Source organism: Rhizobium moroccans, from assembly GCF_057559155.1.
The window spans coordinates 1-13614 of record NZ_JBHFJG010000024.1; the positions used below are offsets into that span (position 1 = coordinate 1).

General features: G+C 62.7%; 15 protein-coding genes. 9 read left to right on the top strand and 6 right to left on the bottom strand.

The genetic code is table 11. The features are described 5' to 3' along the window. Positions 1-39 precede the first annotated feature (39 nt). The 4 genes from modA to ACE04I_RS13650 form a co-directional block, all read right to left on the bottom strand. Positions 40-828: a molybdate ABC transporter substrate-binding protein gene (modA, locus tag ACE04I_RS13635; RefSeq protein ID WP_046795846.1), complete on the bottom strand. Its 789-nt coding sequence runs from the start codon at positions 826-828 to the stop codon at positions 40-42. Positions 829-1193: 365 nt separating this feature from the next. After that, positions 1194-2699 (bottom strand): sulfate adenylyltransferase subunit CysN, encoded by a 1506-nt coding sequence (gene cysN / locus ACE04I_RS13640; RefSeq protein ID WP_046795845.1) that lies wholly within the window; start codon positions 2697-2699, stop codon positions 1194-1196. Position 2700: 1 nt separating this feature from the next. After that, positions 2701-3657: a sulfate adenylyltransferase subunit CysD gene (gene cysD / locus ACE04I_RS13645; RefSeq protein WP_046795844.1), complete on the bottom strand. Its 957-nt coding sequence runs from the start codon at positions 3655-3657 to the stop codon at positions 2701-2703. Positions 3658-3693: 36 nt separating this feature from the next. Continuing rightward, complete coding sequence (locus tag ACE04I_RS13650; RefSeq protein WP_046795843.1) at positions 3694-4464, bottom strand: phosphoadenylyl-sulfate reductase; 771 nt, start codon at positions 4462-4464, stop codon at positions 3694-3696. A 454-nt stretch (positions 4465-4918) separates the two neighbouring features. Between ACE04I_RS13650 and ACE04I_RS13655 the strand changes: the two genes are divergently transcribed. Beyond that, positions 4919-5377 (top strand): RrF2 family transcriptional regulator, encoded by a 459-nt coding sequence (locus ACE04I_RS13655; RefSeq protein ID WP_046795842.1) that lies wholly within the window; start codon positions 4919-4921, stop codon positions 5375-5377. A 56-nt stretch (positions 5378-5433) separates the two neighbouring features. On the opposite strand, the gene ACE04I_RS13660 is transcribed toward ACE04I_RS13655, so the two are convergent. Further along, complete coding sequence (locus ACE04I_RS13660; RefSeq protein ID WP_046796060.1) at positions 5434-6090, bottom strand: class I SAM-dependent methyltransferase; 657 nt, start codon at positions 6088-6090, stop codon at positions 5434-5436. A 320-nt stretch (positions 6091-6410) separates the two neighbouring features. On the opposite strand from ACE04I_RS13660, the gene ACE04I_RS13665 reads away from it, so the two are divergent. The 8 genes from ACE04I_RS13665 (at position 6411) to ACE04I_RS13700 (ending at position 11841) form a co-directional block, all read left to right on the top strand. After that, complete coding sequence (locus tag ACE04I_RS13665) at positions 6411-7436, top strand: sulfate ABC transporter substrate-binding protein (protein ID WP_046795841.1); 1026 nt, start codon at positions 6411-6413, stop codon at positions 7434-7436. Between the two features lie 13 nt (positions 7437-7449). Next, positions 7450-8313 (top strand): sulfate ABC transporter permease subunit CysT, encoded by an 864-nt coding sequence (gene cysT, locus ACE04I_RS13670; protein WP_046795840.1) that lies wholly within the window; start codon positions 7450-7452, stop codon positions 8311-8313. Next, the gene (cysW, locus tag ACE04I_RS13675; protein ID WP_156176978.1) at positions 8306-9193 is read left to right on the top strand and encodes a sulfate ABC transporter permease subunit CysW; all 888 of its coding nucleotides are present in this window, start codon (positions 8306-8308) and stop codon (positions 9191-9193) included. Before cysT ends, cysW begins: the two co-directional genes overlap by 8 nt. A gap of 15 nt (positions 9194-9208) precedes the next feature. Then, positions 9209-10246 carry a sulfate/molybdate ABC transporter ATP-binding protein gene (locus ACE04I_RS13680; protein ID WP_046795838.1) on the top strand — a complete coding sequence of 346 codons (1038 nt, stop codon included), beginning with the start codon at positions 9209-9211 and terminating at the stop codon, positions 10244-10246. A gap of 86 nt (positions 10247-10332) precedes the next feature. Continuing rightward, positions 10333-10716, top strand: a complete 384-nt coding sequence (locus tag ACE04I_RS13685; protein WP_046795837.1) for a DUF6152 family protein — start codon at positions 10333-10335, stop codon at positions 10714-10716. 11 nt (positions 10717-10727) lie between these two features. Further along, a complete protein-coding gene (locus tag ACE04I_RS13690) occupies positions 10728-11198 on the top strand; it encodes a DUF6644 family protein (protein ID WP_046795836.1) in 471 nt (156 codons plus the stop codon). Positions 11199-11260: 62 nt separating this feature from the next. After that, positions 11261-11476, top strand: coding sequence for a ribbon-helix-helix domain-containing protein (locus ACE04I_RS13695; protein WP_046795835.1), 216 nt, complete (start codon positions 11261-11263; stop codon positions 11474-11476). Next, positions 11470-11841: a type II toxin-antitoxin system VapC family toxin gene (locus tag ACE04I_RS13700; RefSeq protein WP_046795834.1), complete on the top strand. Its 372-nt coding sequence runs from the start codon at positions 11470-11472 to the stop codon at positions 11839-11841. The genes ACE04I_RS13695 and ACE04I_RS13700 overlap by 7 nt, the downstream gene beginning before the upstream one ends. Here ACE04I_RS13700 and betA read toward each other — a convergent pair whose 3' ends face one another. After that, the gene (gene betA / locus ACE04I_RS13705; RefSeq protein WP_046795833.1) at positions 11842-13491 is read right to left on the bottom strand and encodes a choline dehydrogenase; all 1650 of its coding nucleotides are present in this window, start codon (positions 13489-13491) and stop codon (positions 11842-11844) included. Positions 13492-13614 lie beyond the last annotated feature (123 nt).

The window sequence follows — 13614 nt, forward strand, 5'->3', positions numbered from 1 at the left end:
CCGACCCTCCCCCTCAAGGGGAGGGTGAACTCCATCACCCTACTTCAACACCGTAAATCCTTCCTTCTCGAAGAAGGGCGCGGCCTTGTCCGATTTCAGATAGTCGAGATAGGCGGCCGCATCCGGGGCCTTCGATTCCGTGAGGACGGCGATCGGATAGATGATCGGCGGATGCGTATTCTCGGGGAAGGTGCCGACGATGGCCACACCGGGATCGGCGGCCGCGTCCGTCTGGTAGACGATGCCGTAGGGCACTTCCCCGCGCGAAACGAGCGCAAGGGCTGCGCGCACGCTCTCGGCGCCGGCGACCTTGCCTTCAACGGCGGACCATGCGCCGAGTTTTTCGAGCGCGGCCTTGCCGTATTTGCCGGCGGGCACGGAATCCGGCGCGCCCATGGCGAGCTTGCCGTCGCCGAGGAGAGCGGAAAGGTCGAAGCCCTGGCCGATCTCGACGGGCTGTGCGCCTTCCCGCGGGGCCACCAGCACGATGCGGTTGCCGAGCAGTTTGGTTTGCGTGTCGGTTTTCACGAGATTCTTGTCGGCGAGATATTTCATCCAGTCGAGGTCGGCGGAGATGAAGATGTCGGCGGGCGCTCCCGATTCGATCTGTTTGGCGAGCGCCGAGCTTGCCGCGTAGGAAACCACCGTTTCCTTGGAGGTTTCGGCCGTCCAGGCGGCATTGCAGGCGTCGAGCGCGTTCTTCATGCTGGCGGCGGCAAAGACGGTGACCTTTTCCTGGGCTTGGGTCGGCGTGCTGAGCGATGCGGTCAGAAAGCCCGCCGTGATGGCCAAGGCGAGCCTGAGACTAAAGCGGCGACTAAAAAACATTGTCCTCTCCTCGATTTATCGAAATATCCATTTGGATATATCGAGGAGGGAGGAAAAGCCAGTGATATATTTCATGGGATATAACGCTGACTTAGTCGTGAATATAATTGGCGGCTCCGGCGGAGGCGCAAGCTTGTTTGACGATCTCTCTGCATACACGATGTCATCCTCGGCCTTGTGCCGAGGATCTGCTCGCCTCTCGCCAAGCCGCCAATGATGCTCAAGTAATTTCAATACAGCGGACGCGGTCAGATGCTCGGGACAGGCCTGAGCATGACGAAAGAGAAGTTAGTGCCGTTTACCAACAATCTTGCGGCTCCTCCCAGGGGAGGAGCCGTGTCCGGCATGGTGATGAGGGTGGTGGCCTAGATATCGCTGGCGGCGTTGGAAAAGATTTCCGCCGCCTGGCTTGCCGTCATGCGCTTGATCTCGGTCTCGTCACGGCGCTTGGCGAAGAGCTCGCTTGACATGATCAGCTCGGCGAGGTCCGCCGGCAGCGACATTAGCACCCGCTGGCCGTCGCGGTGGATGCCCCCGAGTTCGCCGCGCTTGGCGGTGATCATGCCGCCCGCCACCGTATTGTTGGTGTCGGGGTCGATCAGGATGAAGGCGCCGGTGGCGCGGTTCTGCTCATAGGTGTCGAAGACCGCCTGTTCCTCGAAGGAGAGCCGCACCTTGCCGATCGCGTTCATCGAAAGCGTCGAAGCGTGCGGCTGCCATTTGCCGGTGGAAAGTTCCAGCTGCGAGACGGGTTCTACGGAGACGCGCTGGCGGCGCGACCCGCTCTTCAGCCAGTAGCGCTTGCCGGGCTCGATGCCGCCGGGCTGCAGCGAAACGAGCTGCGCCTCGAAATGAAAGCCCGTCATCGGCTGGCCGTCAAGCGAGACGATCACGTCGCCGCGCGAAACATCCACCTGCCGGTCGAGAACGAGCGTGATCGCATCACCCGCGACGGCGGCATTGCGCACCAGATCGAAGGTCACGATCTGCTTGACGTTCGCAACCGTTCCGGAGGGCAGGATCATGACGCTGTCGCCGGGCTTCACCGAGCCGCCGGCCACGGTTCCCTGATAGCCGCGGAAGCTTTCGCCCGGACGCGAGACGCGCTGCACCGGCAGGCGGAAGCCGCCGGCCTGGGCGGAGCGCACGGTCGCAAGCTCCAGCGTCTCGATCAGCGTCGGACCTTCGTACCAGGGCATGGTCGCCCCGGCGGAATAGACGACGCTCTCGCCCTTCAATGCCGACATCGGGATCGCGGTGATCTGGCGAACCCCGAGCGACAGGGCGAACTCGCGGAAATCGTGGGAGATCTTTTCGAAGATCGCCTTGTCGTAGTTCACGAGGTCGATCTTGTTGACCGCCAGCACGAACTGGCGGATGCCCATCAGCGCCGCGATCGTCGCGTGCCGGCGCGTTTGTTCGAGCAGACCGGCGCGTGCATCGGCGAGCAGCACGGCCAGATCGGCGGTCGAGGCGCCGGTGGCCATGTTGCGGGTATATTGCTCGTGGCCGGGCGTATCGGCGACGATGAAGGAGCGCCGGTCGGTCGAGAAGTAGCGATAGGCGACATCGATGGTGATGCCCTGTTCGCGCTCGGCCTGCAGGCCGTCGAGCAGCAGGGCGAAATCCGGCAGGCCGAGATCGTTCTGCTGGCCGGAATCCCTGTGCAGCGTGGCCGCCTGATCTTCCTTCACCGCCTTGGTATCCCACAGCAGCCGGCCGATGAGGGTGGATTTGCCGTCGTCCACGCTGCCGCAGGTGATGAGGCGCAGCGGCCGCGTGTCGCGCCCGGCCTTGACGGGCTCGGCGAAGGGCAGGATGGTGGCGCCAGAGGATGTGCCAGCGGATGCGGAGGTTGCGGTTGCCGTCATCTCAGAAATATCCTTCGCGTTTCTTCTTCTCCATCGAGCCGGACTGGTCGCGGTCGATCGCGCGGCCCTGACGTTCGGAGACGGTGGCGATTTCAAGCTCGGCGATTACCTCTTCGAGATTGGAAGCGGTCGAGCGGATCGCGCCGGTCAGCGGGAAGCAGCCGAGCGTGCGGAAGCGGATCATGCCGTGCTGGATGGTCTCGCCCGGTTGCAGCTCCAGGCGAGGGTCCTCGGCGAGGATCATCATTCCATCGCGCTCCACATAGGGGCGCTCGGCGGCGAAATAGAGCGGCACGATCGGGATGTCCTCGGCCTGGATATAGCGCCAGATATCGACCTCGGTCCAGTTGGAGAGCGGGAAGGCGCGAACGCTCTCGCCCTTGCGGATCATGCCGTTATAGACGTTCCAGAGTTCCGGGCGCTGGTTGCGCGGGTCCCATTTGTGGTCCGGCGTGCGGAAGGAATAGATGCGTTCCTTGGCGCGGGAGGCCTCCTCGTCGCGCCGCGCGCCGCCGAAGGCCGCGTCGTATTGCCCGGCGTCGAGCGCCTGGCGCAGCGCCTCGGTCTTCATGATGTCGGTATAGAATGCCGATCCATGGGTGAAGGGCGTGATACCCTCCGCCTTGCCGCGCGGATTGGTGTGCGCCACGAGGTCGAGGTCGTATTTCTGCGCGATCTCGTCGCGGAACTCGATCATCTCGCGGAACTTCCACGTCGTATCCACGTGGAGAAGCGGGAAGGGCACGCGGCCGGGATAGAAGGCCTTGCGGGCAAGGTGCAGGAGCACCGATGAATCCTTCCCGATGGAATAGAGCATCACCGGCCGTTCGAATTCGGCCGCGACTTCCCGGAAGATGTGGATGGCTTCGTTTTCGAGGGCTTTCAGATGCGGATCGAGAGGCGGTTTGGAAACGGGCGGGTTCTTGATTTCCGTCTCCTGTACTGACGACAGGGGCATTTCGGTCTCCGGGCAGTCTATAACAAACACAAAGGGTTATCGGGTGATCGAGCCGGCATGCGGAATGGCGCTTGCCTCGGCCTCATGCACATGCAGGCCGCACTCGCGCTTCTCGTCGTTCTCCCACCACCAGCGGCCGGCGCGTTCCGGCTCGCCGGGTTTGATGGCGCGGGTACAGGGTTCGCAGCCGATCGAGGGATAGCCGCGCGCGTGCAGCGGATTGACGGGGATCGCCTCGCTCGCCACATGGGCGCGGATCATCTCGATGTCCCAGTCCGCGAGCGGATTGATCTTGATGAGGTTGCGCTCTGCGTCATACTCGGCAAACGGCGTCGAGGCTCGGTTGCCGGACTGGCCGCGGCGAAGTCCGGTGATCCACACCTCCGCGCCTGAAAGCGCTTTTGCGAGCGGCTTCAGCTTGCGCACGTGACAGCAGGCATGGCGCGCTTCGACGCTGTCGTAGAAGCCGTTCATGCCGTATTGCGCAACATAGGCGTCCACATCGTCCTGTTCGGGCGTGAAGCAGCGGATCGTGATGTCGTAGCGTTCCTCCGTCTCGCCGATCAGGTCGACGGTCTCCTTGAACAGGCGGCCGGTTTCCAGCGTCGAGACTTCGATCGGCAGGCGATGCGTCCCGATCGCGGCGGTGATCACCTGGTCCTCGATACCGAGCGAGGTGGTGAAGACCGCGTTGCCGAGTTCGGCGGCAAGCGCCAGCCGGCCGGCCAGGTCGAGCTTTTCGAGTTTGGCGTCGAGCGACGTTGCCAGGACCGGTCCGTCCTGGCGTGCTGCATCGTGAAGCGTCATGGGTCTCGTTCCGTGAGCGATGTCTTGATTATCCGGTTCCGCGCCGCGAAAGACAGAAAAACCCGTTTCATGTCATGGAGATGAGGAGCAAATATCTCTCCAAAGCCGCGACCTGGCAGAAAAGCTGCCGCTTCGCGTGAAAATGCTCGATTTTCAGGTTCCGGAGGCCCGCATCCGTTTGTAATTTTCTGCAATTTGCGGTAAGTCCGGATCATGTCCGCTGGAGACGCCGATTTCGGCGGACCGGCACCCCCCGCAAGCCCTTACAGCCTGCCCGAGGATGCTCGCACGAATTTCCGCAATCGCCATGATTTCGGAAAGATTTGTGCGTTAGGATGATGTTGTTCGCCCTGGCGCGCCTCTTCGGCGCCGCCGGACGCGACGGGAAAACGAGAAGTTGCACGTCGCCGGGGGCGTCCATCCTGCGGCGGCGTGATGGTCCAATGGTTGCGTGATGATATCCCAGAAAGCGAAATACGCGCTGAGAGCGCTCGCCGCTCTTGCGCAGGCAGATCCGGACGAGCCTATGCTGATCTCCCAGATCGCGGTTCAGCAGAGCATCCCGAAAAAATTCCTCGAACAGATACTGCTCGACCTCAAGCGCTCGGGCATCGTTGCCAGCCGGCGCGGCAAGCAGGGCGGCTATCTTCTCTTGAAGCCCGCCGATCGCATCACCTTCGGCGAGGTCCTGCGCCTGGTCGACGGCCCGATCGCGCCGTTGCCTTGTCTCAGCCAGACCGCCTATCGCCGGTGCGAGGATTGCGACGGTGAGCATCTGTGTGAAATCCGCCATGTGTTCGCCCGCGTCGCGGATGCCACGCGCGAGGTGCTGTTCAAGACCACGATCGCCGATGCCATCGAGGGCACGTCGGGCGAGACGCAGGCGCCCGCCCGTGAGCTCCTGACGGCGTGATACACGACATTCCGTTCGGCCCCGGAGGGGCTAGACAGAGTGTCGTCGTCGCCGCATCAGGCCAGTGCAGCCTGCCGCTGCTTCAGCCGCATCACCTTGAAGAAGCCATTTGGAAATACCGGGCGGATTTCCAGCACCTCGAAATCGCCGCGCCGTTCCGCCCAGCCCGCAATCCGCGCAATGCGGAAGGATGAACTCCAGCCGACCCGGTGGACGAGCGGCGCGACCATCTCCTCGATCGCGCCCTGCACGCCGCGCCCGTGGCCGAGCTTGCTGGCGATGATGATCTCGCCGCCCGGCCGCAGCACGCGGGCGCATTCGTCGAGCGTTCGCTCGGGCTCGGGAATGAGCGTGATGACGAAGGGCAGGCAGACGGCGTCGAAGGAATGATCCGGGAAATCGAGCCGATGCGCGTTCATCACACGCAGCGCCTGGACATGGGCCAGCCCGTCGCGGGAGACCTTCTCCCGCGCCTTGGCGATCATGTCTTCGGAAAGATCGATGCCGGTGACGCGGCTTTGTTTGGAATAGTGCGGCAGCACGAGACCGGTGCCGACGCCCACTTCGAGGATATCTTGTCCCGCCGCCGATGCGAGCGTGGCAACCGTCCGGTGTGCGTCGCGGAGAAAGCGCCGGTAGACGCGGTCATAGATCGGGGCCCATCGCTTGTAGACCTCTCGCTGGTGTTCGGCGGTGTTGCGGATGCTGGCCAAGATCGTCCTCCATCGTATCTGCAGCAACTTGCATATGGTATTATCGATTTCCTCCTGCAACCGTTTCATGACTACGGTTTCCGCTGTCGTAATGATGAGGCAGGGCGATTTTGCCTGTCGGATCGTCAATTGTGGCGGGATTGTGTTTTCGCCGGGACGGGTTATCCCGACGCTGTCATTCTGCCGGGCTGTCCGCCGCCGACCGTTTCATTGCTGCACGGACCCGCCGAAGGGAAACAGTTTTGCCTTCTCTCGCTGGCGAATTGACCAACTCGACTAACCCGATAGTCTTTAGGCAGTAACCAATGGAGGGAACCGCCATGTTCAAATTCATGAACGGATTGGGCGCGATCGCACTCGGCCTGTCGCTGACGGTCGGGATTTTCACACCGGCCTATGCCCAGTCACAGCTCCTCAACGTCTCCTATGATCCGACCCGAGAGCTCTACAAGGAGTTCAACGCGGCCTTCGCCGCGCATTGGAAGGCGGAGACAGGCGAGGACGTCACCGTCCAGCAGTCCCACGGCGGCTCCGGCAAGCAGGCTCGCTCCGTCATCGACGGCCTGGAAGCCGATGTCGTGACGCTGGCGCTGGAAAGCGATATCAACGCCATCGCGGAGAACGGCGGCAAGATCAATGCCGACTGGCGCTCTCGCCTGCCGAATAATTCCTCGCCCTATACGTCCACAATCGTCTTCCTCGTCCGCAAGGGCAACCCGAAGGGGATCCATAACTGGGGCGACCTGGTGAAGGACGACGTGCAGATCGTCACGCCGAACCCGAAGACCTCGGGAGGCGCCCGCTGGAACTATCTCGCCGCCTGGGCCTGGGCGAACGAGGAGTACAAGGGCGATCAGGACAAGATCAAGGCCTATATCACCGAGCTCTTCAAGCGCGCTCCGGTGCTCGACAGCGGCGCCCGCGGCTCGACCGTCACCTTCGCCCAGCGCCAGATCGGCGACGTGCTGCTCGCCTGGGAAAACGAGGCCTATCTCGCCGGCGAGGAATTCGGCAAGGATGCGTTCGATATCGTCGTGCCGCCGATCTCCATCCTCGCGGAGCCGCCGGTCGCGGTCGTGGATGCCAATGTGGACGCCAAGGGTACCCGCAAGGTCGCCGAGGCCTATCTCCAGTATCTCTATTCGGACGAGGGCCAGAATATCGCGGCCAAGCACTTCTATCGCCCGTCCAAGCCGGAAGTGGTCGATGGTGAGCTCCTGAAGGCTCTGCCGAACGTCAAGCTCGTCACCATCGACGATCCGATCTTCGGCGGTTGGAAGAAGGCGCAGCCCGAGCATTTCGGCGATGGCGGCATTTTCGACCAGATCTACAAGCCCGCTAACTGATAGAGATGTCCATATGACCGATACCGCTGCCGCCCATCCGGTGCGGTGGCGATTGAAACGGCCGAGCATCATCCCGGGTTTCGGGGTGACGCTCGGCTTTTCGCTCGCCTACCTGTCGCTGATCATTCTCATTCCCATCGCCGGCCTGCTTTGGCGCACCGCCGGGCTCGGCTGGGAAGGCTTTCTCGCGGTCCTGGCCGACCGCCGCACGCAGGATGCACTTTATATATCCTTCGGAACGGCCTTCGTGGCGGCGCTCGTCAATGTCGTCTTCGGCGTCATCGTGGCCTGGGTCCTCACCCGCTATGATTTTCCCGGCCGCCGGCTGATCGATGCCATGGTCGACCTGCCCTTCGCGCTGCCGACGGCGGTGGCCGGCATAGCGCTCGCCGCCCTCTATGCGCCGAACGGCTGGATCGGCTCGCTCTTCATGCCCTTCGGCCTGAGGATCGCCTTCACGCCGCTCGGGATCGTCGTGGCCCTCATCTTCATCGGCCTGCCCTTCGTGGTGCGCACCGTCCAGCCGGTAATGGAAGAGATCGACCGGGAAGTGGAAGAGGCGGCTGCCACGCTTGGCGCCAACCGTTTCCAGACCGTCTTCAAGGTCATCCTGCCGGGGCTCACCCCGGCGATCCTGACCGGTTTCGCGCTCGCCTTCGCCCGTGGGGTCGGGGAATACGGCTCGGTGATCTTCATCGCCGGCAATATCCCTTACGTTTCGGAGATCGCGCCGCTCCTCATCGTCATCCGGCTGGAGGAGTTCAACTATGCCGGCGCGACCGCCGTCGCCACGATCATGCTGCTGATCTCATTCGCGATGCTCTTCTTCATCAATCTGGTTCAGGCCTGGAGCCGCAGGAGGTATGGTCATGGTTGAAGACGTCCGCTCCGCCGAAGCCTATCTCGGCAAGCCATCCGCGTTTCGCAGCCCCGCCGACGAGCGCCCGCTCGCCAAGCTGGCGCTGATCCTGGTCGGGTTGCTGTTCCTCGCCTTCTTTCTCTTCCTGCCGCTGGTCGCGGTCTTCGTGGAAGCCTTCCGCAACGGCTGGGAGGAATATGTTGCGGCGCTGGTCGAGCCGGACGCCGTTTCGGCGATCCGCCTGACGCTGCTCGTTGCGGCGATCGCCGTGCCGCTCAACCTCGTCTTCGGCCTTGCCGCCTCCTGGGCGATCGCCAAGTTCGAGTTCAAGGGCAAGTCCTTCCTCATCACGCTGATCGACCTGCCGTTCTCGGTCTCGCCGGTCATTTCCGGCCTCGTCTATGTGCTGCTGTTCGGCTCCCAGAGCGTGCTCGGTCCCTGGCTGAAGAGCCACGGCATCGAGATCCTGTTCGCCGTGCCGGGCATCGTGCTCGCCACCGTCTTCGTCACTTTCCCCTTCGTGGCGCGCGAGCTCATTCCGCTCATGGAGGATCAGGGCACCGGAGACGAGGAGGCGGCGCTCTCGCTCGGCGCTTCCGGCTGGCAGACCTTCCGGTACGTGACGCTGCCGAACATCAAGTGGGGCCTGCTTTACGGCGTGCTGCTCTGCAACGCCCGCGCCATGGGCGAATTCGGCGCCGTATCGGTCGTCTCCGGCCATATCCGCGGCCTCACCAACACCATGCCGCTGCATGTGGAGATACTCTATAATGAGTACAGCTTCGTTGCGGCTTTCGCGGTGGCCTCGCTGCTTGCGCTGCTTGCGCTGGTCACCCTCGCTCTCAAAACTCTTCTCGAACTTCGGTTCGGTGCCGGCAATGCCGGCGGCAGGCATTGAAAGGTGTAAGTCTCGATGGAAGTTACCATCAGCAATATCCGCAAGGAATTCGAACGTTTTCCGGCGCTGAACGACGTGTCGCTGAAGATCGCCTCGGGCGAGCTGATCGCGCTGCTCGGCCCCTCGGGATCGGGCAAGACGACGCTTCTGCGCCTGATCGCCGGCCTTGATTTTCCGACCGCCGGCCAGATCTTCTTCGGCGAGGAGGACGCCTCCCATCGCACGGTGCAGGAGCGCAATGTCGGGTTCGTTTTCCAGCACTACGCGCTCTTCCGCCACATGACGGTTGCGGAAAATATCGGCTTCGGGCTGAAGGTGCGGCCTTCGGGCAATCGTCCGGCCAGGACGGAAATCCGCCGCCGCGTCTCCGAACTGCTGGAGATGGTGCAGCTTTCCGGTCTGGAGAAGCGCTATCCGAACCAGCTTTCGGGCGGCCAGCGCCAGCGCGTGGCGCTCGCCCGCGCCATGGCGATCGAGCCGCGCATCCTGCTGCTCGACGAGCCCTTCGGCGCTCTGGACGCCAAGGTGCGCAAGGAGCTGCGCCGCTGGCTTCGCGAATTCCACGACCGCACCGGCCATACCACCGTCTTCGTGACCCACGATCAGGAGGAGGCGCTGGAGCTTGCCGACCGCGTCGTGGTCATGAGCCAGGGCAAAATAGAGCAGGTGGGCTCGGCCGACGATGTCTACGACCGGCCGGGTTCGCCCTTCGTCTTCTCCTTTATCGGCGAATCCTCGCAGCTTCCCATCGAGGTCAAGTCCGGGACCGTACTGTTCCAGGGCCAGCCGGTCGGCATTCTGGAATCCCAGGAAGGGGAGGGCGATCTCTTCTTCCGACCGGAGGATGTGGTGCTGGTCGACGCTCCGGATGCGCTGTTCGGCAAGGTTACCGCCTGCCGCCGCCTTGCCGGCACGCGGATCGCCGAGATCGACATCGCCAACGAGGGGCACGCGCCCTATCACGTCGAGGTGGAAGTGCCGCTGCATGCGCCGGTGGCGCTCGGCAGCGAGCTGCGCTTCCGTCCGACACGCTGGAAAGTGTTCTTCAAATAGGTCTTCAAGATTAGGTGAAGCCTATGGTCTTGGCGGCTTCGCTCCACATCTTGGCGTCATTGCATCGTGATAGAGGGAGAACCGCCATGACCCGCGTATCGATCGCCAGCATCCTTGCCGGAGCCGCCGTTGCCGCGGTTCTTGCCGGTACCGCGGCCGCCCACCATGGCTGGGCCTGGGCGGAAGGCGAGCAGACCACGCTGGAAGGCACGATCCAGTCTATTTCCTTCGCCCCGCCCCATCCCTCGCTGCGGGTGGATTCGGAAGGCGTCGTCTGGCAGATCGATCTCGGCAATCCGCGCCAGACCGAGCGTTCAGGCTTCCAGGAAGGTTCGGCCAAGGCGGGCGACCGCATCACCGTTCTCGGCAATCGTTCGAAGGATGAGAACGAAAGGCTGATGAAGGCCGTGCGCATCACCGTCAACGGCAAGAATTTCGACATGTATCCCGAACGCATCCAGACGAACTGAGGCCGGCCCCCATGGAGTGGCTGGCTCCGCTTGCCGAAACCCCGCTTGCCCGGGCGCTCATCGCCTCATCGACCGCCTATCTATTGGTCAATGCCGCGCATATCCTGTCGATCGGCGTGCTGTTCGGCTCGATCCTGGCGCTCGATCTGGCTCTGCTCGGCCTGATGCCTGCGGCCGTCCTGCAGGCGGTCGCGCCCTATCTCTCGCGGCTTGCCGGCGCCGGCGTGGTTCTGGCCATCGTCACCGGCCTCTGTCTCTTCAGCGTGCGGCCGACGGAATACGCCCAGAACCCGGCCTTTCTGGCGAAGCTCGGCCTCATTGCCCTCGGGATCTTGAACGTGGCGGTCGTCCACTTCGGGGCCGCCTGGCGCGGATTGCTTGTGGGCGGCGCACCGACAGCCGCTTTGCGCGTCTCTGCCACGCTTTCGATCCTCATCTGGATCAGCGCGGTAATAGCGGGCCGATGGATCGGTTTTTTGTGAAGCTGGATGTGCAGAAAGGAGTATGATATACATTGCCGATATCATGTATCGGAGTCCTATCAATGCGAACGTTGATTGATATTGGTGAAGCTGATCTTGAGGCACTCGACCGTCTGGCAAGGGAAGAAAACGTGTCGCGCGCGTCCCTTATTCGCGCGGCGGTTCGCGATTACCTCCGGCGAAACGCCAAGGAAAAGCAAGCTGAGGCTTTCGGGCTCTGGGGAGAGGGCGGAATCGACGGCCTGAAATTTCAGGAAGAGATTCGTGGTGAATGGTGAAGGCCCTCTTCGACACGAATATCGTTATCGATTATCTGAATGCCATTCCTGAAGCGCGCGAAGAACTTGCACGATACGATCACAGGTGCATCAGTATCATCACTTGGATGGAGGTACTGATCGGTGCCAAGCCCGAAGTGGCATCGGCAACCCGTGACTTTCTCGACAGCTTTCACATCATAACCATCGATGAAGCCGTTGCCGAGCGCGCCGTACTCCTTCGTCAACGATACAAGGTGAAGCTGCCGGATGCGATCATCTGGGCAAGTGCTGACGTTCATTCCATGCTGCTCGTTACGCGAAACACCAGGGATTTTCCGGCCGACCTCCCAGGTATTCGCATTCCTTACATGCTACATCACTGATCACCGATCGCTCACCGCCGCTCTTGGATTGACCCAGGGCTCCTGGTTGCTGCGGGGTAGGGGCTGCCTGCCGAGAATGTGGTCGGAAGCCTTTTCGCCGGTCATGATCGAGGGGCCGTTGAGATTGCCGTAGGTCACGTGGGGGAAGATCGAACTGTCGGCGACGCGCAAGCCCTCCACCCCGATCACCCGGCATTCGGGATCGACCACGGCTTGTGGGTCGTCGGCGCGGCCCATGCGGCAGGTGCCGCAGGGGTGATAGGCGCTTTCCAGGTGCTCGCGCAGGAAGGCATCGATCTCCTCGTCCGACTGCACCTTTTCGCCCGGCTGGATTTCCGGCCCGCGATATTGATCGAACGCCTTCTGGCTGAAGATCTCGCGGGTCAGCCGCACGCAATGGCGGAATTTCTCCCAGTCCTCCGGATGGCTCATGTAGTTGAAACGCAGCACCGGATCGGCCTTCGGGTCGGGCGAGCGCAACGTCACAGAGCCGCGGGATTTCGACAGGTTATAGCCCACATGCGCCTGGAAGCCGTGGCTCTTCGCGGCGGCCTTGCCGTCGTAGGAAATCGCCACCGGCAGGAAATGATACTGGATGTCCGGCTGTTTCAGCCCGGCTTGGGAGCGCAGGAAGGCGCAGGCCTCGAACTGGTTGGAAGCGCCGAGCCCGCCCTTTGAAAGCAGCCATTGCGCGCCCGCCACGCCCTGCCAGAACCAGGGGAGCCAGGAATAGAGCGAGACCGGCTTGGTGGAGACCTGCTGAAAGTAGAATTCCATATGATCCTGCAGGTTGGCGCCCACACCCGGCCGATCGGCCTTCACCTCTATGCCCATGTCCTTGAGATGCGCGGCCGGGCCAATGCCCGAAAGCATCAAGAGCTTCGGAGAGTTGAATGCGGAGGCCGAAACGATCACCTCGCGGTTGACGCGGATGACCTCGGGACGCCCGCGCCGCTCGATCTCGACGCCGACGGCCCGGCCGTTCTCGATGACGATCCGGTTGGCGAAGCCGTAGACGAGATCGACGTTCGGTCGCTTCAAAGCCGGTTTCAGATAGGCATTGGCGGCGGACCAGCGCCGGCCGTGATAGATGGTCTGCTCCATCAGCCCGAAGCCTTCCTGCTTCGAGCCGTTGTAATCCTCGGTCATCTCGAAACCAGCTTGGCTGCCGGCCTGGATGAAGGCGTGGAAGAGCGGGTTCTTCACCGGCCCGCGCCTCACATGCAGCGGTCCGTCCGTGCCGCGCCAGCCTTCCTCGCCGCCGTGGCTATGCTCCATCCGCTTGAAGTAGGGCAGCACGTCGGCATAGGCCCAGCCGACCGCGCCGAGTTTTTCCCAACGGTTATAGTCCTCCGCATGGCCGCGGACATAGACGAGGCCGTTGATGGACGACGAGCCGCCGATCACCTTGCCGCGCGGTGCGGTGATGCGGCGGTTGTTGAGGTTCGGTTCGGGCTCGGAAAGATAACCCCAGTTGTAGCGCTTCATGCTCATCGGCCAGGCAAGCGCGCCGGGCATCTGGATGAACGGCCCGAAATCCGATCCGCCGGCCTCGATGACGATCACCGAATGCTTGCCGTCTTCCGACAGGCGATAGGCCATGGCGGAGCCCGCCGACCCTGAACCGATGATGACGAAATCTGCCTGCATGAACGAACCTTCAAATTAGCGAGCGGTACGGCAGTCTCTCACCCTCCCCTTGAGGGGGAGGGTCGGCACGAAGTGCCGGGGTGGGGTGAACTTTGAATGCAGCCGCAGGTCACCCCCACCCGC